Annotated in this window: 25 protein-coding genes; 14 read left to right on the forward strand and 11 right to left on the reverse strand. The window is 59.7% G+C overall.

The annotated features are described in order from the left end of the window. Nucleotides 1-108: 108 nt before the first annotated feature. Together LC093_RS18730 and LC093_RS18735 are read right to left on the reverse strand one after the other, a co-directional pair. Entirely contained in the window at nucleotides 109-1599 is a 1491-nt protein-coding gene (locus LC093_RS18730; RefSeq protein ID WP_226668496.1) for a CehA/McbA family metallohydrolase, read from the reverse strand. Between the two features lie 83 nt (nucleotides 1600-1682). Beyond that, nucleotides 1683-4175: a TonB-dependent receptor gene (locus LC093_RS18735; RefSeq protein ID WP_226668498.1), complete on the reverse strand. Its 2493-nt coding sequence runs from the start codon at nucleotides 4173-4175 to the stop codon at nucleotides 1683-1685. Between the two features lie 330 nt (nucleotides 4176-4505). Between LC093_RS18735 and LC093_RS18740 the strand changes: the two genes are divergently transcribed. From LC093_RS18740 to LC093_RS18760, 5 genes are read left to right on the forward strand one after another with little or no spacing between them, the layout of a single operon-like run. After that, nucleotides 4506-4727: a DUF3565 domain-containing protein gene (locus LC093_RS18740; RefSeq protein ID WP_226668501.1), complete on the forward strand. Its 222-nt coding sequence runs from the start codon at nucleotides 4506-4508 to the stop codon at nucleotides 4725-4727. Nucleotides 4728-4749: 22 nt separating this feature from the next. Beyond that, nucleotides 4750-5208, forward strand: a complete 459-nt coding sequence (locus tag LC093_RS18745) for a YaiI/YqxD family protein (protein ID WP_226668505.1) — start codon at nucleotides 4750-4752, stop codon at nucleotides 5206-5208. 9 nt (nucleotides 5209-5217) lie between these two features. After that, complete coding sequence (locus tag LC093_RS18750; RefSeq protein WP_226668508.1) at nucleotides 5218-5736, forward strand: GNAT family N-acetyltransferase; 519 nt, start codon at nucleotides 5218-5220, stop codon at nucleotides 5734-5736. Nucleotide 5737: 1 nt separating this feature from the next. Next, entirely contained in the window at nucleotides 5738-6610 is an 873-nt protein-coding gene (gene bla, locus LC093_RS18755) for a subclass B3 metallo-beta-lactamase (protein ID WP_226668511.1), read from the forward strand. Nucleotides 6611-6613: 3 nt separating this feature from the next. After that, nucleotides 6614-7156: a GNAT family N-acetyltransferase gene (locus tag LC093_RS18760; RefSeq protein WP_226668515.1), complete on the forward strand. Its 543-nt coding sequence runs from the start codon at nucleotides 6614-6616 to the stop codon at nucleotides 7154-7156. Nucleotides 7157-7228: 72 nt separating this feature from the next. Here LC093_RS18760 and LC093_RS18765 read toward each other — a convergent pair whose 3' ends face one another. Both LC093_RS18765 and LC093_RS18770 read right to left on the reverse strand, forming a co-directional pair. Next, nucleotides 7229-8719: a YifB family Mg chelatase-like AAA ATPase gene (locus tag LC093_RS18765; RefSeq protein ID WP_226668524.1), complete on the reverse strand. Its 1491-nt coding sequence runs from the start codon at nucleotides 8717-8719 to the stop codon at nucleotides 7229-7231. Nucleotides 8720-8755: 36 nt separating this feature from the next. After that, on the reverse strand, nucleotides 8756-8986 hold the full coding sequence (locus LC093_RS18770) for an accessory factor UbiK family protein (RefSeq protein WP_226668526.1): 231 nt from the start codon (nucleotides 8984-8986) through the stop codon (nucleotides 8756-8758). A gap of 431 nt (nucleotides 8987-9417) precedes the next feature. Between LC093_RS18770 and LC093_RS18775 the strand changes: the two genes are divergently transcribed. The 5 genes from LC093_RS18775 (at nucleotide 9418) to LC093_RS18795 (ending at nucleotide 12886) form a co-directional block, all read left to right on the forward strand. Further along, entirely contained in the window at nucleotides 9418-10158 is a 741-nt protein-coding gene (locus LC093_RS18775; protein ID WP_226668529.1) for a TorF family putative porin, read from the forward strand. Nucleotides 10159-10212: 54 nt separating this feature from the next. Then, a complete protein-coding gene (locus tag LC093_RS18780; RefSeq protein ID WP_226668531.1) occupies nucleotides 10213-10551 on the forward strand; it encodes a P-II family nitrogen regulator in 339 nt (112 codons plus the stop codon). Nucleotides 10552-10622: 71 nt separating this feature from the next. After that, nucleotides 10623-11897, forward strand: coding sequence for an ammonium transporter (locus LC093_RS18785; protein WP_226668534.1), 1275 nt, complete (start codon nucleotides 10623-10625; stop codon nucleotides 11895-11897). Between the two features lie 121 nt (nucleotides 11898-12018). Beyond that, the gene (locus LC093_RS18790) at nucleotides 12019-12357 is read left to right on the forward strand and encodes a P-II family nitrogen regulator (RefSeq protein WP_043319767.1); all 339 of its coding nucleotides are present in this window, start codon (nucleotides 12019-12021) and stop codon (nucleotides 12355-12357) included. A 316-nt stretch (nucleotides 12358-12673) separates the two neighbouring features. Further along, the gene (locus LC093_RS18795; protein ID WP_226668537.1) at nucleotides 12674-12886 is read left to right on the forward strand and encodes a hypothetical protein; all 213 of its coding nucleotides are present in this window, start codon (nucleotides 12674-12676) and stop codon (nucleotides 12884-12886) included. Nucleotides 12887-13026: 140 nt separating this feature from the next. Here LC093_RS18795 and xerC read toward each other — a convergent pair whose 3' ends face one another. From xerC to lptM, 5 genes are read right to left on the reverse strand one after another with little or no spacing between them, the layout of a single operon-like run. After that, a complete protein-coding gene (gene xerC, locus LC093_RS18800; RefSeq protein ID WP_226668539.1) occupies nucleotides 13027-13944 on the reverse strand; it encodes a tyrosine recombinase XerC in 918 nt (305 codons plus the stop codon). 5 nt (nucleotides 13945-13949) lie between these two features. Further along, a complete protein-coding gene (locus tag LC093_RS18805) occupies nucleotides 13950-14711 on the reverse strand; it encodes a DUF484 family protein (protein WP_226668541.1) in 762 nt (253 codons plus the stop codon). Between the two features lie 31 nt (nucleotides 14712-14742). Next, nucleotides 14743-15573, reverse strand: coding sequence for a diaminopimelate epimerase (dapF, locus tag LC093_RS18810; protein WP_226668543.1), 831 nt, complete (start codon nucleotides 15571-15573; stop codon nucleotides 14743-14745). 35 nt (nucleotides 15574-15608) lie between these two features. Then, nucleotides 15609-16862 carry a diaminopimelate decarboxylase gene (gene lysA, locus LC093_RS18815; RefSeq protein ID WP_226668544.1) on the reverse strand — a complete coding sequence of 418 codons (1254 nt, stop codon included), beginning with the start codon at nucleotides 16860-16862 and terminating at the stop codon, nucleotides 15609-15611. Then, nucleotides 16859-17074 (reverse strand): LPS translocon maturation chaperone LptM, encoded by a 216-nt coding sequence (gene lptM / locus LC093_RS18820; RefSeq protein ID WP_226668549.1) that lies wholly within the window; start codon nucleotides 17072-17074, stop codon nucleotides 16859-16861. The genes lysA and lptM overlap by 4 nt, the downstream gene beginning before the upstream one ends. A 103-nt stretch (nucleotides 17075-17177) precedes the next feature. Here lptM and cyaY point away from each other — a divergent pair, with 103 nt between their 5' ends. Continuing rightward, nucleotides 17178-17510, forward strand: coding sequence for an iron donor protein CyaY (gene cyaY, locus LC093_RS18825; RefSeq protein ID WP_226668555.1), 333 nt, complete (start codon nucleotides 17178-17180; stop codon nucleotides 17508-17510). A 50-nt stretch (nucleotides 17511-17560) separates the two neighbouring features. After that, on the forward strand, nucleotides 17561-19000 hold the full coding sequence (locus tag LC093_RS18830) for an alpha/beta hydrolase family protein (RefSeq protein WP_226668557.1): 1440 nt from the start codon (nucleotides 17561-17563) through the stop codon (nucleotides 18998-19000). Between the two features lie 54 nt (nucleotides 19001-19054). Here the strand turns inward: LC093_RS18830 and LC093_RS18835 are convergent, their stop codons facing one another. Both LC093_RS18835 and argH read right to left on the reverse strand, forming a co-directional pair. Beyond that, nucleotides 19055-20050, reverse strand: coding sequence for a glycerophosphodiester phosphodiesterase family protein (locus LC093_RS18835; RefSeq protein WP_226668559.1), 996 nt, complete (start codon nucleotides 20048-20050; stop codon nucleotides 19055-19057). 294 nt (nucleotides 20051-20344) lie between these two features. Beyond that, entirely contained in the window at nucleotides 20345-21766 is a 1422-nt protein-coding gene (argH, locus tag LC093_RS18840) for an argininosuccinate lyase (RefSeq protein ID WP_226668561.1), read from the reverse strand. Between the two features lie 119 nt (nucleotides 21767-21885). Here argH and LC093_RS18845 point away from each other — a divergent pair, with 119 nt between their 5' ends. Further along, on the forward strand, nucleotides 21886-23070 hold the full coding sequence (locus LC093_RS18845) for a sensor histidine kinase (RefSeq protein ID WP_226668563.1): 1185 nt from the start codon (nucleotides 21886-21888) through the stop codon (nucleotides 23068-23070). After that, nucleotides 23067-23840 (forward strand): LytR/AlgR family response regulator transcription factor, encoded by a 774-nt coding sequence (locus LC093_RS18850; RefSeq protein ID WP_226668564.1) that lies wholly within the window; start codon nucleotides 23067-23069, stop codon nucleotides 23838-23840. Before LC093_RS18845 ends, LC093_RS18850 begins: the two co-directional genes overlap by 4 nt. Nucleotide 23841: the final 1 nt, after the last annotated feature.

Genomic DNA, 23841 nt, shown 5'->3' on the forward strand with positions numbered 1-23841 from the left:
GATTCTATCAGCCGGGAGCGGCCTTGGCTGCGGTTGTACCCGGCCAAATATTGACCGGGAGGGCAGAACCGGTAGGCCACTGACGTCGGGCCGCCTGTGACCCCGATGTTAACGGGCGGTGAAAAACACCGGGTTGCCCAGTACCTGCAAATTTCCGTCCACATCGCGGATTTCTGCCCGCGCCCATTTCAGGTTCGCGGTGACCGGCAGGCGGAAAGTCCCGTGCCACTGGCCGCCGGACTGAACACCGGCGATGTCTTCGCGACCAAAGACGGTGACCAGACGGAATTGTGGCTGGTCCACGCCGCGGGCGTTGAGGGTGATCTCCACGGTTTCCCCGCTGGCCACTTCCAGCGTTTCGCCCATCGCTGCCGTGCCGCGCTCGGCACTGGCTTGCATCTCGAAGGTGCGCTTGTGCTCCGGCTGCAGGTCGATAAACACCCGCCCTGACTTCAAGCCTGCCATCAGTGCGGCTTGGGAGAGCTCGCGCGCGTAGATCACGGTGGCCGGCGCGCCGATATCCCCGTGCCCGTATTCTGTTGCCGCCGTCGGGTTGTGGTTGTCGCTGCCGGCGATGGCGGTGATCCGGTAGCCCCTTTGCAGCAGCTTCTCCCAGTAGGGGATGCCCGAGTAGGGGTGATCCACTTTGCCCTGCGCCTTGTTCAGGGTGGAGCCATTGATCACCTCCATTGCAGTGATGTGCCGGTAGTCGGTTTGCGCGGTCCAGCCGCAGCCCATGCAGTCTTCCCCGGAGGGCAGGCCCGGGTGGTTGATCGACAGAACGCCCCCCAGCTGCTGTACAGCCTGTTGTAGCGGGCGGATGTCGCCGTCGGTCACCCGGAAATCTACGAACCCGGTAGTGCCGAACAGGTTGGCGTGCCCGTAAAAAGTGGTGATCTCGCGGCCGGGGAGCAACAGCAGTTTTTCGTAGTGGGGCTGCAGTTCGCGCAGTACGCCGTACTGTGAGCGCGCGTTGTGTTCGGTCAGTGAAATAAAGTCCAGGCCGCGGGCCTCGGCGGCGCGCAGGCTTTCCTCAAGGGGGCAGGGGTGCCGGCTGTCGTCATGGCGGTTGCGAGTGCAGCGGCCATCGCTGTGGCCGCTGTGTGCGTGCAGTTCGCCCCGGTACCAGCCGGGGGCGTTTGCCAGCGGTTGCTCGGTAAAGCCCTGGTTGTGGGCGGCGGCGCCGCGCTGGAAATAGATTCGCGCGGCATATTCGGAGGTCACGCCGTCACGGATATTGGGAATGCCCAATAGCAGCCGCCACTCACCTGCGGGCAGCGGGCCGGGCAGGTACGATGGCGTGGCGTCGGTTTCCGACAGGGTGAAGCGGGCTTTGTTGCCGCCGCTCCAGCCGCGAAAGCGCTGGCTGTCGTACAGGCCGAGATCCACGGTGGTGCGCTCGCTGCGGTCGTAGCTGAACTCGACGGTAATGCGCTCGGTGCCCGCCGGCACCGTAAACTGGATCTCCCGGTAAGACTGGTGGTCGTCACGGGACAGGGTGCCGGTTAACAGCAGGTCCGCTTCCTGCGCCAGGGAAGCGACAGCGCATAAACAGAGCAGGCCGGTGACCAGCCCGCGCACAATATTGGAGTGAAACATATGACGTATCCGCAAATAAAAAAGCCCGCGCGGGGGCGCGGGCGAATAGAGAGGAATATTTTTAAGCCGAAAGGCTGCTCAACTTAAAAGTTGTAGCGAACGCTCGCGGTGTAGGAGCGGCCGAGGATCGGGCGCGCCATGAAAAATTCCTGGCCCGCTTCGGCGCTTTCAAACTGTCCTGCGCGCGGGTTGCCTTCGGTGAGGCCGATTTCGTTGGTCAGGTTGTGGCCGTTGAATTGCAGCGCCATCTGCTCGCTCAGGTCGTAGCGCAGGCTGAGCGACCAGGTGGTGAATTCCGGCAGTTCCTGGGTGTTGGCGGTATCCGCGTAGCGGTCGGAAAAATGCTCCATTACTAGCTCGCCGCGCAGTTTGTCGTCCAGCAGGTTGACGCCGGTAACACCGCGGAAAGACATTTCCGGTACGCGGATCAGCTGGTTGCCGCTGTAGTCTTTGGTGGTGCCGTCGGTTTGGGTGAACGCGAAGGTTTTGTATTCCGGCGACTGCAGGGTGGCGGTTACGCCGAAGTCGAGGAGTTCGTTCACGCGCAACTTGGCTTCCAGTTCCAGGCCGAGGGTTTCGGTATCGCCGTAGGCGGTGCGGCTGGTGTACTCGTTGTTGGCGGTATCGAACACCCAGTCGGTGAAGCGCATGTTGTCGAAGTGGGTGTAGAACGCGGTCGCGTACACGTCGAAGATTTCGCTGGTGTGCTTGATGCCGCCTTCCATCATCATGATTGGCTCAACGCGTAGGTCATCCCGCTCCGGGCTGCCGTTGAAGTCACCGGTGCTCGGCGCGCGGAAGGAATCCGTGTAACGGGCGAAGGCGCCGAGGCTGTCGCTGAACTGGTAGTTCATGCCCAGGGTCCAGGCGAATTCGTTGTACTCGCGGTCGATCGCGGTGAACTCGCCGTTGCCGGTGATGAACTGGTCGTCGGCGAGGCTCGCACTCTGCTGCAGGTCGACCACCTGGGTACCTTCAACGGAACCACCCAGCGCGATCATTTCGTAGCGCAGGCCACCGTCGATGCGCAGCTGGTCGTTCACTTGCCACTCGTCAGATGCATACAGCGCAGTGGTTTCGCCGGTGCCGTGTACGTTGTTGTAAAGGGAGCCGTATCGCAGGATGCCGTTTTCAGTGATGGCAACTTCCTGCCCGCCCACATTGGCAACAACGTCCAGCAGGCGCGCCTGCTCGGCGGCCTCAAACATGCCGGTGGCCATGTAGCGGATAAAGTCGTATTCGAAATCGGCGTAGTAGAGTCCGAATGCTACGTCGTGTTGCTGGGTGCCGATCTCGAAGGTGCGGGTAAAGCGCAGATCATTGATCATTTCGTCCAGCGGTACATCCACGGACAGCAGGTTGCCGTTCAGCACCAGGCCGTTGCGGGCGTTGTTGGCCAGATCAAAGGTTTGCGATGAGTCGTTGGCGAAGCGGATTTCCAGCGCGGATGCATCGGGCAGGCCCAGCTGCGCGGCGTAGTCGGCCAGGCGCTCTTCGGCGGTCTGGATACCACCGGTGGGGAAGAGGCCGTTGCGCAGGGTTTCACTGACGCGGTAGCGGAACGTGTTGTGCATGTCCCAATCGCCGAGTTTGTGGTCGGCGGTGAAGGTGAACTGGGTCAGCTCGGTGTGGGTGCCGTCGCCCAGGTTGAAGTCGTAGCCGTTGCCCAGGTTGCGATAGGTGTTGTGCTTCACTTCCGGGCCCATCATGGTGCCGTAGTTGGCATCGAAGCCGGGGATTGCCGCCACATCACCATTGCTGTCGGTGGTGAGCGGAACCGGTAGCAGGAAGGCCACGCTGTCATTGATGTGTTTCAGGTCGAAGAACAGTTCGCCTTCATCCAGGCGCTTGCCCAGGCTCAGGCGGATCTGGCCGCCGTCGTTGGCGGTAAAGCCCGGGTCGCGCACGCCGTCGTTCTGGCGATAGAAACCGCCGACGGAAACGAACATGTCTTCGCCCACCGGCTGGCCGTAAAAACCATCAACGCGGGTGTGGCCGTAATCACCCATTTCCACTTTTACGGTGCTCTCGGCGGCATCGTAGGGCTTGCGGGTAATGAAGTTCACCACGCCACCCGGTGCGTTGGAGGCGAAGATCGCCGAGGGGCCACCGCGCACGATTTCTACGCGCTCAATGGTTTCGTCCAGGCGGAAAGACTGGTCCGCATTGAGGTAACCGAGGCCGCCGTCGTGCTGGATGGCAAGGCCGTTTTCCTGCAGGGAAACCGAGGAGTAGCCGTCGCGCGGGATACCACGGGCACGGATATTGTTGCTGGCCTCACCACCGGAAGACTCCACCCAGAAACCGGGTACAGACTTGAGAATATCGGCCGTGCTGCGCGGGTTGGCGGCATTGAGGTCGTCTGCGGACAGGCTGGAAATGGCATAGCTGGCATCCGCCTTGTGCAACTCGCCGGAACCCGCACGGGCGGTGACGATTACTTCTTCAACGACTCCGCTTGCGCTTTTGGTTTGAACGTCGTTGGCCTGCATATCGGTGGTTTGGGCGGCGGCAGTACCGCAGACAGTCGCCAGCAGTGCGGCGAGAGGTGTTTTACAGAATCGGCTGAGTTGCATGGTAAATCCCCCAATTGAGTTTTCTGAGTTATCCGTGTGCAGCGTTTGCCTCCAGTAATTCATTACCGGTCAAATGCTATTGAGAACGGGCGCGCCATTTATGGGGCCGCAAGCCTAGGCGCCGAAGATTTCAATAGAGTGATGAAAATGCGTCAGACGGATGAAACAAATCGCGCTGGTGGAAAGCCTGGGTGGCGGAGAGTTTTGCTAATATTTCGTGCCGGGCGAAGTGCGGCGTTAATCGAGAGAAAGCTCAATTGCGCCCATTTGGAAGGTGCCGCGGCAACAACGTAGAAACGCGCGCAACCTGAATTGGAACCGAATCGCCGCATGCAACAATCTATTACCGGCTTTCATCGAGACGACGAAAATCATTGGGTGGCGCAACTGGCCTGTGGCCACAACCAGCATGTACGTCACGATCCGCCCTGGCAAAACCGGCCCTGGGTAACGACACCGGAGGGGCGCGCCGGTATGCTGGGTTCTACGCTGGCGTGTAAAAAATGCGACCAGGGTGCGCCGCCTGACCAGCAACCGCAAGGCGCTTGTTAAGACTAATTAAGAGTAATTATTGATGTCCCGTATTTGGGTCGATGCCGATGCCTGTCCTGTCGTCATCAAGGAAATCCTGTTTCGCGCCGCCGAGCGCACCGAGACCGAGATGACACTGGTCGCGAACCAATATGTCCGCGTGCCGCCGTCGCGCTTTATTCGCGCCGTGCAGGTCACAGCCGGCTACGATGTCGCGGACAATGAAATTGTGCAGCGCTGCACAGCAGAAGATCTGGTCATCACTGCGGATATTCCACTCGCGGCCGAAGTGATTGAAAAGGGCGCGAGTGCGCTGAATCCCCGTGGCGAGCGATACACCAAAGCCAATGTGCGTGCGCGCCTGAATATACGCGACTTTATGGAAACCATGCGCTCCAGCGGCGTGCACACTGGCGGTCCTCCGCCCCTCGGCCAGCAGGAGCGCAAGGCCTTTGCCGATCAGCTGGATCGCTGGCTGATGCAGGCCAAGCGTAAAAAATAGAGGAGCTGGATGATGCCAAGGTCGCCGCTGCATTTCACACCGTGTACCGAACGCCATATTGCTGAACTGATGTGCTGGTTTACATCGGCTACCGAGTGCCGTCAGTGGGGTGGCCCACCGTTCCGCTACCCGTTTGATGCCCGGAGTTTTGCCGAGGATAGTCTGTGGCAGAAGCTGCCCAGCTTTGTACTGCTGGACCAGAGTGGCGCGATGCTGGCTTTTGGGCAGTACTATAACCGGCTCGATCACTGCCACCTGAGCCGCCTGGTTGTGGCCCCGCAGGCGCGTGGGGGCGGGGTGGGGCGGCAATTGATCCTGCAGCTGGTGGCGCACGGCAGGGATGCCCTCCAGCTAACGCAGACCTCACTGTTTGTACTGCAAAACAATACCGCCGCGCGTGCGCTCTACGAAAAACTGGGGTTCCGTTTGACGGATTACCCGGAGCCCGGCGATTGGCTGCGCGGGTGTGATTACCTGACGGCGCCGGCAACTGGAATATTGGATCAGACAATGGAAATGGAACGCTGATATGCGAGGGAAGTTCGGACTGCGCGGCTTGCTGGCTCTGTGTGTAGGAGGCATTGCTGCGTTTGCCGATGCGCAACAGGCTCCGCTGCCGCAACTGCAGGGCTATGAAGTGCCAGAGTCCTGGCGGACACCCGTGGAACCACTTCAGATTGCCGATCACACCTGGCAGATCGGAACCCGCGGCCTGAGTGCGCTGCTGATAAAGTCCGATGCAGGTGCGCTACTGATTGATGGCGGGATGCCACAGTCTGCGGATCACCTGCTGGCTAATATGCGTAAGCTGGGGGTGACGGCGGGACAGCTGAAATGGATCCTGCACAGTCACGCGCACGCTGATCACGCGGGTCCGTTGGCAGCGGTGAAACACGCTACCGGGGCAAAAGTTGTGAGCAATGCCGAGTCTGCCCACCTGTTGGCGAACGGCGGCGCCGGCGATATCCATTTCGGTGATGGACCACTGTTTCCTCCTGTGACAGTGGACCGCTATCTGCTCGACAGTGAAATCGTGAAACTGGGTGATATACAACTGACGGTGCATTTCATCCCCGGCCACACACCGGGCAGCATGGCCTGGACCTGGCGCGATACCCGCGATGGCCGGGAAGTGAAAATTGCCTATGTGGACAGTCTCACCGCGCCCGGTTACCAATTATTGGAAAACCCGCGCTACCCGAAAATCCTGCACGACTTCCGTCTCAGCTTTGCCAAAGTACGCGATCTCCCCTGCGACCTGCTGTTGACGCCGCACCCGGCTGCCAGCGGTTGGGAATATGGAGCCAGTGCGGTGCAGAAAGAAAAAATGGACTGCGCTGATTATTCCGCGAATGCGCAGATCCAGCTGGAAAAACAGATCGAAAAGCAGCGCAGGCACTGATTCATGTCGCACTTGATCGAGCCCAAAACTACCCGCCTGCAGTTGCGCCAGTGGCGTGACTGCGACCGCGAACCCTTTGCCGCAATGAATGCGGATCCGAAGGTGATGGAATATTTTCCCGGACTACTGAGCCGGGAAGAAAGCGATGCGGGCATCGACCGGCAGATTGCGCATATTGAACAATACGGCTGGGGTTTCTGGGCGGTGGAGCGGTTGCAAGACCGCCAATTTCTCGGCTTTGTGGGGATAAAGCATGTAACCGCCGATATGCCATTTGCACCGGCAGTGGAAATCGGCTGGCGACTGGCCACGTATGCCTGGGGCCACGGGTTTGCCACCGAGGCAGCACGGGCATGTTTGCAGGTTGGCTTTGAACAACTGGAGCTGCCGGAAATTGTCTCTTTCACCGTGCCCGGTAATTTCCGATCGCGCGCAGTAATGGAAAAACTCGGTATGCAGCAGGACGAAAATTTTCTGCATCCCGCGTTGCCGCAGGGGCATCCGATGCAAGAGCACGTCCTATATCGCCTCGCAAACCCCTTGTAGGAGCCTGCTTGCAGGCGAATATTCCGGAGTGCGATCCATTCGCCTGCAAGCAGGCTCCTACAGGAAAGTGGGCTAAACCGGAACGACCGGCTTTCTATCCAGATTGCGGTACGCCAAGGCCTCGGCAATCTGCGCAGTGCCGATACGCTCCTCTCCGCACAGGTCGGCTAGCGTGCGCGCGACGCGCAGCACGCGGTGATAGCTGCGTGCTGACAACCCGAGTTTTTCCACCGACGCACGCAGCAGATTACTTTCCGCATTACCCAAGGCGCAGTGTGTATCGAGCGCTGCGCCCTTTAACTCCGCATTGATTATTCCCTGCCGATCCAACTGCCGTGTACGTGCCATTGCCACCCGTTCGCGCACGCTGGCAGACCTTTCCCCGGGCGGTGCCTCCTGTAACTGCGCCGCGCTCATACTCGCCACCTCCACCTGCATATCGATGCGATCAAGCAATGGTCCCGACAGCTTGTTGCGGTAGCGGTCGATCTGATCCGGGGTACAGCGGCAGCGGGTTTCACCGAGATAGCCGCAGGGGCACGGGTTCATCGCTGCCACCAGCTGGAAATCCGCCGGGAAGGTCACCTGCGCGCGGGCGCGGGAGATGCGTACTTCTCCGCTCTCCAGTGGTTCCCGCAGGATCTCCAGCGCCGAGCGCGGGAATTCCGGCATTTCATCCAGAAACAGGACACCGCGGTGGGCGAGGCTGATTTCACCCGGGCGCGGGGTACTGCCGCCGCCGACCAGTGCCGTGGGGGAGGCGGAGTGATGGGGTGCGCGAAACGGACGTTGCTGGATCCGCGCCAGGCCAGCGCTGGAATAGAGCGCGGCGACTTCGATCAGCTCTCGTTCGCTCAGCGCCGGGAGTATCCCGGGCAGGCGACTGGCGAGCATGGTCTTGCCGGTACCCGGGGGGCCATAAAACAAGAGGTTGTGGCCTCCGGCGGCGGCCACTTCCAGCGCGCGGCGGGCCTTCAGCTGCCCGCGCACTTCGGCAAGATCTGCACAATCGTTATCCACCGGCGGGATATCCCGTTCTGCGGCGGGCAGCGGCTCGCGGCCATGCAGTTGCGAGCAGACCTGCAGGAGGGAGGACGCGGCCTTAATCGGCGTATCGATCAGGGCGGCTTCGGCGGCGGACCCGGCGGCGACCACCAGCGTGCGCCCGCTGTCCCGGCACGCCATCGCCGCGGGCAGGGCACCGGGAATGGGGCGCAGGCTTCCTGACAGCGCCAGCTCGCCAATAAATTCGTAGGTTTCCAGCTGCTCGCCGGGTACCTGTCCCGAGGCGGCGAGGATGCCCAGGGCAATCGCGAGATCGTAGCGCCCTCCGGCCTTGGGCAGGTCGGCGGGGGCCAGGTTGACCGTAATACGGCGCTGGGGGAATTCGAAGTGACTGTTGATGATGGCGCTGCGTACCCGGTCGCGGCTTTCTTTTACCGCCGCTTCCGGCAGGCCGACAATGTTGAATGCGGGCAGGCCATTGGCGAGGTGGGTTTCCACCGTCACCAGTGGTGCGTCGATGCCCAGCTGCGCGCGGGCATAGGTAATTGATAAGTTCAAATTTCTTCCCTGAAATCCTGATGAGTGGCCGAGGCCTTAGTCGGTGTCGCGGTCCAGCTGCGCTTCCATCTCCTTCACCTGGGCTTCGAGCTGCGCGAGCTTTTCCTCTGCCCGCTGCAGTTTCGCCGCCTGAATGTCGAATTCCCGCTGACTGACCAGGGGCAGTTTGCCCAGAGCGACGGCAAGTGCGTCCTGCAGGTCACCGGTGATCACCGCCCCCTGTTGACGCAGTTCGTTGAGTAACTGTTGCAATTTGTCCGCAGCCAAGCGCAATTCTCCGCTAATAAATCGATTTTTGATGGTGAGAAATAGTACCGCAGTGGGCTTTTACCACCAAGGCGCCACAAGGTGCCCCTTTCTGGTACGCAATACCGGTCGAAGTTTTCACTTGGTGCACACCTGCGGTGCAGGTTCCATTTTGGTGCGCACCGTTATTGCGCAGATTCTTCGCGCACCTCCTCCGCAGCCCGCTCAAGGTGCAAAAAAATGGCCTAACTCATTGATTTGTAACGCAGTTCTCATAGTTGGCACTAACTCTGCAAGTAGTAATCGGCAAATCGCACTGACCGTGAAGGCAGGGAACCAACCTTCACCGAGGTACTCAGGCGAGCGCGGCGGGTGCCGGCTCCCCCGGCGTTGTCGAAGCCGCTAATAAAAATAAACAAGCAGTTTCACGAACGAGAACCAGGAGAACCAAAGTGGGAATTAAAACCAATAAATGTGTGACCACTACTGTCAACGGGCTTGTCGCGGGTAGCGCGCTGGCCATGGCGATTTTCAGTGGCGCTGCCGTGGCCCAAGACGGTCCGAGCTTCAGCGCTAATGTGGGTGTTGTGAGCGATTACCGCTTCCGCGGTATTTCCCAGACTGACACCGGCCCGGCGATTCAGGGCGGCCTGGATCTGGATATGGGCAACGGTTTCTATCTGGGTACCTGGGCGTCTCAGGTGGATTTTAACTACGGCGCTGACGAAACCGACTTCGAGCAGGACTTCTACGGCGGTTACGCCGGTGAAACCGCTGGTGGTGTTGGCTACGACGTGGGCTACATCTACTACGCCTACCACGGCAGTGACCAGGACGAGGACTATCAGGAAATCTACGGCAGCCTGAGCTTTGGCGACCTGAGTGTTGGCTTTGCCTACTCGGACGACTACTGGCTTCAGTCTGGTGAGTTTTATTACTTCAGTGGTGCCTACTCCTTCGCGCTGCCCAATGACATCGCGCTGGACCTGAGTGCCGGTCTCAACCTGTTTGATGACGAAATTTTCCTGAGTGAGTCCGATTCCTACATCGACTACTCAGTCTCCGTCAGCAAGGAGTTCGGTGGCCTCGGGCTGTCCGCTTCGCTGGTAGGTACTGATGTCAGCGACGCCGAGTGTTTCTACACCGACTGGTGTGAGCCGACCATTCTGGCGGGCGCGACCTACAGCTGGTAATCCAGATAACCGGGCCTGCCCTCAGGGGTGGGCCTTTATAACAGGGGGGAGACCATGAAACTGGTAACCGCAATCATCAAGCCTTTCAAGCTGGACGCTGTGCGCGACGCATTGGCAGAAGCCGGTGTCAGCGGCATCACCGTCAGTGAAGTCAAAGGGTTCGGGCGTCAGAAAGGCCATACCGAACTCTATCGCGGCGCGGAATATGTGGTGGATTTTCTGCCCAAGACCATGCTGCAGATCGCTGTCGACGACAGCCAGGTCGACGGCGTGCTTGAGGCGATTGGCAGTGCCGCGCAGAGCGGCAAGATTGGCGACGGCAAAATCTTCGTCGCCAATCTCGAGCAGGCGATCCGCATTCGTACTGGGGAAACCGGTACCGCGGCCATTTAATAACGACGAATTCATCTTACGAATGAACAACCGGGGTAACTCGGGAAATTTTGGGTTAAACGGAGCGAAAAATGGAAAATCAAATTTTTCAATTGCAGTACGCAATTGATACATTTTATTTCCTGGTGTGTGGTGCACTGGTCATGTGGATGGCAGCGGGCTTTGCCATGCTGGAAGCAGGCCTGGTGCGTTCCAAGAACACCACGGAAATCCTTACCAAAAACGTGGCGCTGTTTGCCATTGCCAGCATCATGTACCTGGTGACAGGTTACGCGATCATGTACGACGGCGGCTGGCTGCTGTCTGGTATCGAGGCGTTTGACCTCGAGGGCGTACTGGCGAGCTCCGCGGAGAACGGCTTCGATGGCGATTCCGTTTACTCCGGCGCTTCCGACTTCTTCTTCCAGGTAGTGTTCGTGGCTACCGCGATGTCTATCGTTTCCGGTGCCGTGGCCGAGCGCATGAAGCTGTGGAGCTTCCTGGTATTCGCTGTGGTTATGACCGGCTTTATCTACCCGCTGGAAGGTTCCTGGACCTGGGGCAGCGCTGAAGTTTTCGGCATGTACAAGCTGGACGAACTGGGCTTCTCCGACTTCGCCGGTTCCGGCATCGTGCACATGGCAGGTGCTGCCGCTGCTCTGGCTGGCGTACTGCTGCTGGGCGCACGTAAAGGCAAATACGGTCCGAACGGCGAAATTTACGCTATTCCGGGCGCCAACCTGCCGCTGGCTACCCTGGGTACCTTCATCCTGTGGATGGGCTGGTTCGGTTTCAACGGCGGTTCCGTGCTGAAACTGGGCGACGCGGCCAACGCACACTCCGTTGCCATGGTGTTCCTGAACACCAACACCGCGGCTGCCGGCGGCGCTGTGGCTGCGCTGATCACCGGTCGCATCCTGTTCGGCAAAGCCGACCTGACCATGCTGCTGAACGGCGCGCTGGCAGGCCTGGTAGCGATCACCGCTGAACCTTCCACCCCGACTGCCCTGCAGGCGACCCTGTTCGGCGCACTGGGTGGCGTTCTGGTCGTCTTCTCCATCATTACCCTGGACAAGCTGAAAATCGACGATCCGGTTGGTGCCATCTCTGTGCACGGTGTCGTTGGCTTCCTGGGCCTGATGCTGGTGCCAGTGACCAACCCGCTGACTGAAGACGGTGGTTCCAGCTTCTCTGGCCAGCTGATCGGCGCCGCTACCATCTTCATCTGGGTATTCGCCGCCTCCTTCGTAGTCTGGTTCGCCCTCAAGCTGATCACCGGCATTCGCGTAAGCGAAGAAGAAGAGCAGCAGGGTGTTGACTTGGTCGAGTGCGGAATGGAAGCTTATCCGGAATTCATGAGCAAATAATCGCTCATAGAGAGGAGCCGCCGGTGCAGTACTGCGCAGCAGGTATCGGCGGCAGCAAGATTTTTCCGGCGCCGGCCATAGACGGGCCGGTGCCAGAAAGACAAATACAGAGGATAAGTAGATGAAATTGATTACGGCTGTCGTAAAGCCTTTCAAACTTGACGATGTGCGCACCGCGCTGTCTGAAGTCGGCGTGCAGGGCATGACCGTGACCGAAGTGAAAGGCTTTGGTCGTCAGAAAGGACACACTGAACTGTACCGCGGTGCCGAGTACGTCGTGGACTTCCTGCCCAAGGTGAAGCTGGAACTGGCTGTAGACGACAGCATGGTCGACAGTGCGGTTGAAGCGATCACCAAAGCCGCGCAGACCGGCAAGATCGGTGACGGCAAAATCTTCATCACGGCACTGGAAGAAGTGATCCGTATCCGTACCGGAGAAACCGGTAGCGAAGCGGTCTGATCGAATCTCCGATCACAGTGTTTTGCAAAGCCCCGCATGCGGGGCTTTTTTGTGCCCGCAATCTGGCTCAGTAAGGATTGCATTCCAGTCGTGTCACACGAAATTCTCGGTGAGAAAGAGCGTTTTTTACGTGGCGTAAAAAACAGCATAACCAACTGCAATAAATCCTGCATAAATTGGTAAAAAATACTCTACCGAAACGAGGAACCTTTTCTGGCAGGCTGCGCAGACACTGCCTATAAATATGTCGCCGCAGTGACGCGGCACAGGGGTTCTTCCTCTGTAACAGGGGTATCAAGTTACAGGGTACAGTGACATGAAAGACGAGCAATCCACCACGCGTTCGAAGGACTCGGAAGAGTTTGGTGAAGAGCGCACCGTTACCTCCCGCCAGCGGGCCCGCAGCGAACTCAGTTCTGAAGTCGAGGCGTTCCTCGCCGGCGGCGGCGCCATCAACGAGATAGCACCAGAGGTCACCGCAGATCCGCCACGCAAGCCACAACCGAAGTACGGCAGCAGGCCGATCTGAACGCGCTGAAATTCTGAGTGCCGGTATTGCGCCGGCAGGATGCCAGTTGAGGTATCGCCCCGGTCATGGCCGGGGTTCAGTTTCTTCCTTCCAAAACGTTGTCCCGGTTACCCTTCGCCTGAACTTTTCCGCCAGAAACCCTAATCGTCGCCGGACTTCCGCGCCCGTGGGTGTGCGCTGTCGTACACCCGGCTCAGGTGTTGGAAATCCAGGTGGGTGTAGATCTGGGTGGTACTGATATCCGCGTGGCCGAGCAGTTCCTGCACCGCGCGCAGGTCGCCGCTGGATTCGAGCATGTGGCTGGCAAAAGAGTGGCGCAGCATATGCGGGTGTACCCGCTGCTCGGCGCCACCGCGCTTGGACCAGTAGCTGAGGCGCGCCTGTACCGCACGATTGCTCAAGCGCTTGCCTTTGGCGGTGGTGAATACTGGTTCCTGACCGCGTTCGTCGCCCAGGGTGGCGGGAGCCTGCCGGCGCCACGCTTGCAGTGCCTGGCGCGCGTGGCGACCAATTGGCAGCAGTCGCGTTTTATTGCCCTTACCGGTTACCCGGGCTTCGCCTGCACCCAGGTCGAGATCCGGCCAGTTGAGCGCCGTGAGTTCTGACAGGCGCAGGCCGCTGCTGTAGAACAGCTCCATAATCGCGGCGTCCCGCACTGCCAGCAGGTCGTCGTCGGCCTCATTCGTGGGGCTTTCCACAAACTGAGCGGCGCCGTCCACGTCCAGCAGTTTGGGCAGCTTTTTGTCAGCTTTGGGTGCTCGAAGCCCTTCCGCCACGTTGGCGGGCAGCCAACCCTCGCGTACACAGAAACGCAACAGGGTACGCACCGCGGACAGCCACCGTTGCAGGCTCTTGGGACCCAGCCCTTCGCGGTGCAGGTGGGCGAGCCAGCTGCGCAGGCGCATTTCGCCGAGCTCGCGCAGATCATTGAGCTGTTCCCCGTCCGCCAGCTGCTGCATTTTCTGCAGGTCGCGGCGATAGGCAGAAAGGGTGTGGGAAGAGAGGTTCTTGTGCTGCAGGTGCAGCAGGAAGGCGTCCGTTGCTGCTGCGAGCTGCACGATGCTCAGCTCCGTGCCAGCAGGTTTGGCAGCAGGCGCTCGAGAATTTCACCGATGTAGGACAGGAACAGCGTGCCCAGACTGGAGCGGTAGTGGTTCGGGTCGCTGGAGCCCACCGCGAGCACACCGAGCTGGTCCGCCAGTGGAATCACGGCGGCGGAGGCGACCTGGTCGGCGGTATTGCCGAACAGGTAGGCGGTCTCCGCCGGGCGCAGGGTGCCGCAGACAGTGCGCCCGTTACGCAGGATCGAGCCGATGGCTGTTTCCGCGCCGGAGCGCGAGCTGCAGCGAACGTCCCCCAGCTTGCTGGCGGACCCGGGCAGGGGGCCGAACAGGGTCAGCGCGGTAAACTCCACACCGAAATCGTCACGGAAACTGCTCAGCAGTGCGCTTCCGGCCTCTGCGACGGTGCGTGCTTCCAGCAAGGCGAGTACCAGGCGGCGGCTGTTCATAAACAGCTGGTCGTTGTCGCGGGCATTTTGCAGCAGCTGGTCGAGGCGCTGGCGCATCTCGATATTGCGCTCGCGCAACAGGTTGGTCTGGTGTGTCATCAGCGACACGGTCTTGCCGTTTTCCTTCGGCAGCTGGATTGTTTCCAGCAGATCCATATGTTCGGCAAAGAAAGAGGGGTTCTGGATCAGGTAGCGCGCCACCTGCCGTGCCAGCAATTTCTTGTTGCGCAGGTTTTCACTGTCGGAGGCTTCCTGTTTCTCCAGGCTGGCCTCGACGGCGTTGTCGATTAGAGAGGCATCGCTGTGGTCGGTCATTTGTTCTTTCGCTGATTCCAGGCAGTCTTTATCAGAGCACTATCTGTCCGTGATATACCGCGGTTGCGGGTCCGGTCATGGTAACCGGCGCGCCAGGCCCCGGCCAGTGGATTGTCAGGGTGCCACCGGGCAGGGTGATTTTCAGCTCTTCATCCACCAGGCCGCGCAGGCGCGCGGACACCATGGCGGCGCAGGCGCCAGTGCCGCAGGCGCGGGTCTCGCCCACACCGCGTTCAAATACCCGCAGGCGGGCCTTGTCACGGGATTCGATCTGCAGAAAACCCACATTCACCCGCGCGGGAAAACGCGGGTGGTGTTCAATGGCCGCGCCAAGCGTCTCTACTGGCGCCTTGTCCACATTTTCCACCAGCAGCACCGCATGGGGGTTGCCCATGGAGACGGCACCGACGTTATACACCTCGCCACCGACTTCCAGCGGGTAGGTCTCCGCCTGGATATCGGCTTCGAAGGGAATCTCTTTGGGCTCGAGAATGGGCGCGCCCATGTCGACCGCCACCTGATCGCCTTCCTGCACTTTGAGCTCGAGAACCCCGCCTGCGGTTTCCACCAGGATCTGTTCCTTGGCCGTCAGGCGACGATCGCGCACAAAGCGCGCGAAGCAGCGTGCACCGTTACCGCAGTTCTCCACTTCACTGCCGTCGGCGTTGTAGATCCGGTAGCGGAAATCCATATCGGGATTGCGCGGGGCTTCCACCAGCAGCAGTTGGTCGAAGCCGATTCCGGTGTGGCGATCGGAAATAAAACGGATCTTTTCCGGCGACAGTTTGATGCGCTGGGTGATGCCATCGAGCATGACGAAGTCATTGCCGAGCCCGTGCATTTTGGTGAATTTCAGCCGCATCGATTGGTTTCCTAACTGTTTGTTGTTTTCGTTTATCAGTCTTTGGCGGGTACGGTGGTTTCGCCCCGTACCAGGTCGGCGAAGGACTCGCGGGCCCTGACCAGATAGGTCTTGTCACCATCCACCAGCACTTCCGCGGCGCGGGTGCGGGAATTGTAGTTGGAGCTCATGGTAAAACCGTAGGCGCCGGCAGACAGCATGGCCAGCAGTTGCCCTGGCTCAAGGGCCAGCGACCGGTGCTTGCCGAGGAAGTCGCCGGTTTCACATACGGGGCCGACGATGTCCCAGCTCTCGGTTTCGCCATTGCTTGGCGTCACGGTAACAATATCCTGCCAGGCCTGGTACAGGGCCGGGCGCAGGTTGTCATTCATGGCGGCGTCGACGATGGCGAAGTTGTGTTCCTCTGTGCGCTTGAGGAATTCGACCCGGGTCAGCAGCGCACCGCCGTTGGCGGAAATGGAGCGGCCCGGTTCCAGCACCAGCGCCAGGTTACGCCCGGCCAGCTTTTCTTTCACTGCGCCCAGGTAATCGCTCACTTCGGGCGGTTCTTCACCGCGGTAGCGCACGCCCAGGCCGCCGCCCAGGTCCAGGTGCTTGAGCACGGTACCGTCTTCCGCGAGTTGGTCGATCAGTACCAGCAAACGATCCAGCGCATCCAGGAAGGGCGCGATTTCGGTGAGCTGTGAGCCGATATGACAGTCCACGCCCACGGCGTTCAGGTTCGCCGATGCTGCTACCTTGCGGTAGACCTCCGGCGCACGCTCAATGGCGATACCGAACTTGTTTTCTTTCAGACCGGTGGAGATATACGGGTGGGTCTTGGCGTCCACATCCGGGTTTACCCGCAGGGACACTGGCGCAATCACACCCATCTCTCCGGCCACCGCGTCGAGGCGCTCCAGTTCCGCTTCGGACTCGACATTGAAACAGTGCACGCCCACTTCCAGCGCGCGGCGCATTTCCGCCGCGGTTTTGCCCACACCGGAAAACACGACTTTGGAGGCATCACCGCCCGCCATCAGAACCCGCTCGAGTTCACCGGCAGAGACGATATCGAAGCCCGCACCCAGCTGGGCCAGCACGGACAGGATGCCCAAATTACTGTTGGCTTTGACCGCGTAGCAGATCAGGCCCGGGTGCTCGCCGAGGGCATCGGCGTAGGACTGGTACTGGCGTTCGAAATGCGCGCGGCTGTACACATAGGTGGGGGTGCCGAACTGTTTGGCGACCTGTTCGAGGCTTACACCTTCGGCCCACAGGCTTCCTTGCTGATAATGGAATTCACTCATTTGGATACTGCTTCTGCTTCCGTGTGTTGCTGGGAGTTGTCCTTTTCGTCCGCTTTTTCCCCGGTTTTCTCACTCTCACTGCTTCCGGTTGGCGCAGTCGCCGGGGCGGGAGCGGCGGATGCGGGCTGTGCCGGATCCTGCGGCAGGTACAGCGGGCCCTTTTGGCCACATGCGCCGAGCAGGAGAACCAGGGGAATCAACAATGCTTTCATAGGGGTTGGCATATGGGTTTGTCTGCGACGAAAAAGACTGGAAAAGCCTGCTAGTATAGCGGCCCAAGCATTTAAGCAACACAGTAACAGAAGTAACCAGATTATGAGCCAGGCCGCCTCGCAAACCGCCTACAACGCCGCCATCGAAGAAACCCTGATTGCGATCGAGGACGCCCTCGATAATTGCGATGTGGATATGGATTACGAGCGCGCGGATGCGGTGCTCACCATCACCCTGGAAGACAACGGCACCCAGGTAATCCTGTCGCGCCAGAGTGCGGTACAGGAGTTGTGGGTGGCGGCGCGCTCCGGTGGCTACCACCTCAAGTTCGAAAACCCGGGTTGGAAGTGCACAACTACCGGTGAAGACCTGCCGACACTGCTGGATCGAGTGTTGACTGAACAGCAGGGCGCTCCGATGTCGCTGGGACTCTAGCGACTGGAGCCGCTCCCAAAACGAAGTTTTACCAAACTCAAGGATTGAGCATGGCGAGTCAAAATTGGATTGAGAATATAAAGCGACTGTTGGCGGGCATTGTCCTCGCCCAGCTCGCCCTGACAGGAAATGCCGCGGAGCTTGGGGGCGACTGGAGCGGTACGTTGAAGGTCAGTTCCGCGATACAGTTGCCACTCGTCATTCACCTGCAGCACTCAGCAGACAAGTGGCAGGGTACGCTTGATTCACCCGCACAAGGTGCGTTTGCCATTCCCATGTCCAGTGTCGAAGTGGATGGCAACAGGCTGGAATTCGAGATCGCCAGCCTGCAAGCCAGTTATCGCGGAATGCTCGATTCTCAGCATGGAATCATTCGCGGGACGTTTAGCCAGGGACAGCCGATCGAACTGGAACTTTCTCGCCACACCCCATCCGCCGGGCAGGCAGGCGAGCTCGTCCGTCCCCAGACACCGGTGGCGCCTTTTCCATATGAAGTGGAAGAGGTGCAAGTTCTCAACAAGGCAGCAGATATAACCCTCGCAGGGACCCTGACCCGGCCTGAGGGTGAGATCAAGGCCTCTGCCATCCTGATTACCGGGTCTGGCCCCCAGGACCGGGATGAATCTATTGTCGGGCACAAGCCCTTCGCGGTGATTGCAGACCATCTGACCAGAAAGGGTTTCGCTGTGCTCCGATTGGATGATCGCGGGGTGGGGCAATCCTCAGGTAATTTTGCGACGGCGACCTCGGCGGATTTTGCGGGGGATATCAGTGCTGCGGTGGACTACTTGCAGGGCAGGGAGGATATTCCGTCCCAGTCCATCGGGTTGATAGGCCACAGTGAAGGCGGAATGATTGCACCGATGGTGGCAAGCCAGCGGGACGATCTTGCCTTTGTCATCATGATGGCCGCCCCCGGAGTTGAAATCATCGACCTCTATATTGAGCAACGGATGAATATCTTCCGCTCATTGGGTGTTCAAGAGTCGAACCTGAACAAGATAAGCCGGCTCGACCGGTCTGTCTTCGAGCAGATCAATCAATTGTCCTCGGGAGAAAGCCTTACTTCAGAAACGCTTGAGTCTTTGCGAGAAATATCCCGCACGACGGAAGTCTCTAATCCGAGTGACATTGACAGTCAGGTCGCCGCATTGGCGCAAACTTATGCTTCCCCCTGGTTCAGATATTTCCTGAAATTTGATCCCGAGCCCCATATCAAGGGGCTGAACATGCCGGTACTGGCACTCAATGGCAGTCTGGATATTCAGGTTTCTGCACAACAGAATCTTTCCGGGATACGCAAGGCGCTCAGTGCAAGTCAGCATGGCGACTTCCAGATTGTAGAGCTGGAAGGCCTGAATCACCTGTTCCAGACTGCTGAAACGGGGGTTGTGACTGAGTACGGGGCAATCCAGGAAACCATTGCCCCCAAAGCACTGAACCTGATGAGCAACTGGTTGGCTGAGCGCTTTACTCAACCGGGAACTTGACGCAGAACGGCTTGGGAATAAACACATACTCGCGGATAGCGCCCTGCAAAAGTCCTACCGTGGTCGGGTGCTATCGTGGCTGAACTTGTCGCCCGCGTAGGGCCCAATTACTTCGATCTTCTCTATCCAAAGCGCTCCGCGATAGTCTGGCGGTAGAAAATCCAATTGCTGGGGTGTGTAAATTCCATGCATACCGCGCCCACGGACTTCGAAATCCAGCTCCATCACCAGGCTGCCGGCGTCCTCCATGCGTTGCATAAACCGGTTTGGCCAGCCCCAGAGTGCCCACTGCCAGGTATTTGGTGCGACCACGGCACCATTCCGGCAGGCCTCGGGTACATAGCCGGTCCAGCCGAGGAAAAGGTAGCGGTAGGTACAATGTCTGACACTGTCGCGACTGAATGCCCAGGCATTGGGGCGTAACACGCGGATTTGCTCCATGACCTTTTCGTTGCCATAGACCAGCAAATTGCCTCGCGGTGGCAAATCCCGCTTGCGTAGGTAATTGTCCAGCCGCTTCCCTTCCTCGGGCCGTCCCCCCTTGATATTGACCAGAAATTGCTTGTCCGGGAATTGCCGGTATACCTCTTCCAGTGTCGGCATCAGCCCTACGCCCTTACCGCGAAATGGATAGGTCTTGCCGCCGTCATGGGTGTACCCGTAACCGATATCCAGGGTTTTCAAATAGCGCATCGGGTGGTCGCGGGTCGCGCCGATCCCTTCAGTGCGGCAATCCAGGGTCCAGTCGTGAAAGACCGCAAACTCACCATCGGTGGTGGGATGAACATCAATTTCGACAATATCCGCCCCGGCGTCGAAAGCTGCGTGCATGGAGGCCAGGGTGTTTTCCAGGTATTCGTGTTCCGGCGGGTAAATCCGGGTTGCGGTGCATTCGTCGCGACCGAGGTTCACCTGGTCGAACGTCTGGTAGATGCCCCGATGTGAAATCAGCGTGGGTTTCCCGCTGCGGTTTTCCGCAAGCCAGGAGGCATTGGTGAGGTAGACCGCGATGCTGAATGCGGCGATAGCAAAAAGTAGATATTTGCGCATGGCGACTCTCCCTGTGAACGGGCTGAGTCTAGCGGGTTACCGAAGTGGAATAGTGGCGGAAGGCGGGATGAATTCTGGCGAGTTGTGGCGCAGTGCCGTGAAAGTATATGTGTACAGTAGGAGCCTGCTTGCTGGCGATTGGGCTGCACTGGGGTCCTGCGCCAGTATCGCTAGATGCCGGATCAAGTCCGGCATGACGAGGGGTTTACAAAGCTGGGGGCAGGCCAATCACCTACGTGTCATCCCGGCCTTGAGCCGGGATCACGGCGGGCCTTGCGGCCCGCGCTCCCCTGATTAACGGGAAGCGATCAACTTGCGCGCGCGCCCACAGGCTGCGCGCACCTGGTTCGGCGCGGTGCCACCGATGTGGTCGCGGGCGGCCACGGAGCCTTCCAGGGTGAGTACTTCAAATACGTCGTCGCCGATGGCATCGGAGAACTTCTGCAGTTCCGCGAGGCTCAGATCGGCGAGGTCGCAGTCTTTTTCGATCGCGAAGGCTACGGACTGGCCGACGATCTCGTGTGCGTCGCGGAACGCCACGCCCTTGCGCACCAGGTAGTCTGCCAGGTCGGTGGCGGTAGAGAAGCCCTTGGCGGCGGCGGCGAGCATGTTCTCTTTCTTCGGCTTCAGCGCCGGCGCCATATCGGCGAAGGCCCGCAGGCAGTCCAGCGCGGTGTCGGCGGCGTCGAACAGTGGTTCCTTGTCTTCCTGGTTGTCCTTGTTGTACGCCAGCGGCTGGCTCTTCATCAGGGTCAGCAGGGCAATCAGGTGGCCGTTCATGCGGCCGGTTTTACCGCGCACCAGTTCCGGTACATCCGGGTTTTTCTTCTGCGGCATGATTGAGGAGCCGGTGCAGAAGCGGTCGGGCAGGTCGATAAAGTTGAACTGGCTGGAAGTCCACAGCACCAGCTCTTCACTGGCACGGCTCAGATGGGTCAGCAGCAGGGCACCGAACGCACAGAATTCGATCGCGAAGTCGCGGTCGCTCACTGAGTCCAGGGAGTTCTCGGTGGGGGCGTCGAAGCCCAGCAGCTCGGCGGTGCGCGCGCGGTTGATCGGGTAGCTGGTGCCGGCCAGGGCGGCGGCGCCCAGCGGCGAGCGATTGACGCGCTTGCGGCAGTCCATAAGGCGCTCGTAGTCGCGGGTCAGCATTTCGTTCCAGGCCAGCAGGTGGTGGCCGAAGGTGACTGGCTGCGCGCTCTGCAGGTGGGTGAAGCCGGGCATGATGGTGTCCGCTTCCTGTTCCGCGAGGTCCACGAGGCCGGTCTGCAGGCGGGTGAGCTCGGCCGCGATCAGGTCGATACGGTTGCGCAGCCACAGGCGAATGTCGGTAGCGACCTGGTCATTGCGCGAGCGGCCGGTGTGCAGTTTCTTGCCGGTGGCGCCAATGCGCTGGGTCAGGCGGGACTCGATGTTCATGTGCACATCTTCGAGCTCCACCGACCAGGGGAATTCGCCGGCCTTGATCTCTTCGGCGATGTCCTTGAGGCCGCCCTCGATCTGGGTAAATTCGTCGGCGGTCAGTACGCCCACTTCCGACAGCATCTGCGCGTGCGCCAGGGAACCCTGGATGTCTTCCAGCGCCATACGCTGGTCGAACATGACCGACGCGGTGAAACGCTCAACAAAGGCGTCGGTGGCCTCACTGAAACGCCCACCCCAGAGTTTGGCGGCGGGGTTCTGGTTGTTGTTTGCGGATGCGTTGTCGTTACTCATGCTGCCTCTGGTCTGAATGGGAAACGGGTCACTGGCTCGATCACGGGAAGTGGAACTGGGCCAGCGATGGCGGTATCTTCACTGCTTGAAGAGCGAGTCCAGAACAAAGATAAAGTGGTATGACATCTTCCCGGCCCGCGCAAGCGGCGGGCATTATAGCGCAGCAAATTCGTAAAATTGCCCCCTCAGGCAAAGATTCTGCGCGCCCGGACGTTGGCGGCCCGGCGCCATTCCTGCCCGATTTATGCAGTGTAACGGCTATCGCGGTACTGGTGCTGATGGGCGAGCTGCTGGCGCTGGTACTGGTGCTCTCCCTCGACGGCCTGCACCCGTTCAACTGGCAGCGCCTGGGACTGGTTTCCCTGACCATCCAGTGGGTCATCCTGCCTTCTGCGGCCGTGCTGTGCCGTTTGCGCCCATTCCTTTCCCGTCTATCGCACAAGCTGGCGGCCGCCCTGAGCTTCGCCGCTGTACTGGGGGTGCTGTCGACGGTGCTGTTTGCCCAACACTGGTGGATGGCGGATCTGGCGGGAGCCGGGATCGACTACTGGGATCTGCTGGCGAACCTGCTGGTGGGGGCTATCTGTGCCGGCGTGGTATTGCGCTACGCCTATGTGCAGCAGCAATTGCACAACCAGCAGCAGGCGGAGTTGGGGGCGCGTATCGATGCACTGCAATCGCGCATTCGCCCACACTTTCTGTTCAACAGTATGAACAGTCTGGCGAGCCTGATTGCGGTGGATGCAGAGCGGGCGGAAAAACTGGTCGAGGATCTTTCTGCGCTGTTTCGTGCATCGCTCGCAGACTCAAAACTGGTCCCTCTTGAGCAGGAAATTGCGCTGGCAAAGCGCTATCTGGAAATTGAGTCCCTGCGCCTCGGTGATCGCCTGCAACAGGAATGGCACATTGGTGAGTTACCGGAACAGGCTCAGTTGCCGTCCATGCTGCTGCAACCACTGCTGGAAAATGCGGTTCTGCATGGCGTTGCCCGGCTGCGCGCCGGTGGCACCGTTCAAATAACCATTCGTCAAAATGTCATTGGCAGCCGCGAAAGCGAGCTGCTATTGTCGATTCAAAATCCTATAGCAGTTTCTGAGATGGAAAATCGTCCCGCGACCCACCGCGGCAACGGTATGGCGATGGAAAATGTTCGCCAGCGTCTCAATGCGTTTTACGGCAATCGCTTCCGGTTCTCGGCCGGTGTCCACGACGGTGAGTACCGGGTGGAACTGCGCTTGCCGCTGAAAACCCGATCAACAAATGAGCCGGCACGGGCGGCGGTCAGAGAGGAGGCGGTTCAGTGAGTAGTGCGCCGACCACTCTCGGAGTGATGATCGTCGACGACGAGCCACTGGCGCGGGCCAGACTGGCCCGCCAGTTGCAGGCTATTGATGGTTGCCAACTGCTGGGAGAAGCTGCCGATGGGGAAAGCGCGTTACAACAGCTGGATTCACTCGACCCGGACCTGCTGTTACTGGATATCGAGATGCCCGGAGACAACGGGTTACAGCTCGCTGAACAGATTGCCAACCGCCCAAATCCACCCGCCATCATTTTCTGCACCGCCCACGACGAGTTTGCGCTCCCTGCCTTTGCGGTTGCTCCATCGGGTTACCTGCTCAAGCCCGTCAATGTGGAACAACTGGCACAGGCGATTGCCCAGGCGCGAAGACTGAGCAAACCCCAGTTAAAAACCGGGGCTCAGGAACTCAGGACTGAAACTACAGCCAGTCAGCCCGGCGGCCGCCGCCAGATCAAGGCGGTGAGCCGTCGCGGCGTACAGCTGCTGGATGTGGATGATATCCGCTGCTTTGTTGCGGAAGACAAGTACGTCATTGCCCATCACAGCCGCGGCGAGACGATCCTGGACGAATCCCTGAAAGAGCTGGAAAGTGAGTTCAGCGGGCGCTTTGTGCGCGTGCACCGCAATGCGCTGGTAGCGGTCGACTACATTGCCGGGCTGCGCAAGGTCGCCAGTGGCTATCAGGTACAGCTGGACGGCACAGATGTCGAGCCACAGGTCAGCCGCAGGCTGCTGGGGGCATTGAAAGAGCGCATCAGCGAACTGGCCTGAC

It is taken from the genome of Microbulbifer aggregans (genome assembly GCF_020524005.1).
GTDB lineage: Bacteria > Pseudomonadota > Gammaproteobacteria > Pseudomonadales > Cellvibrionaceae > Microbulbifer > Microbulbifer aggregans_A.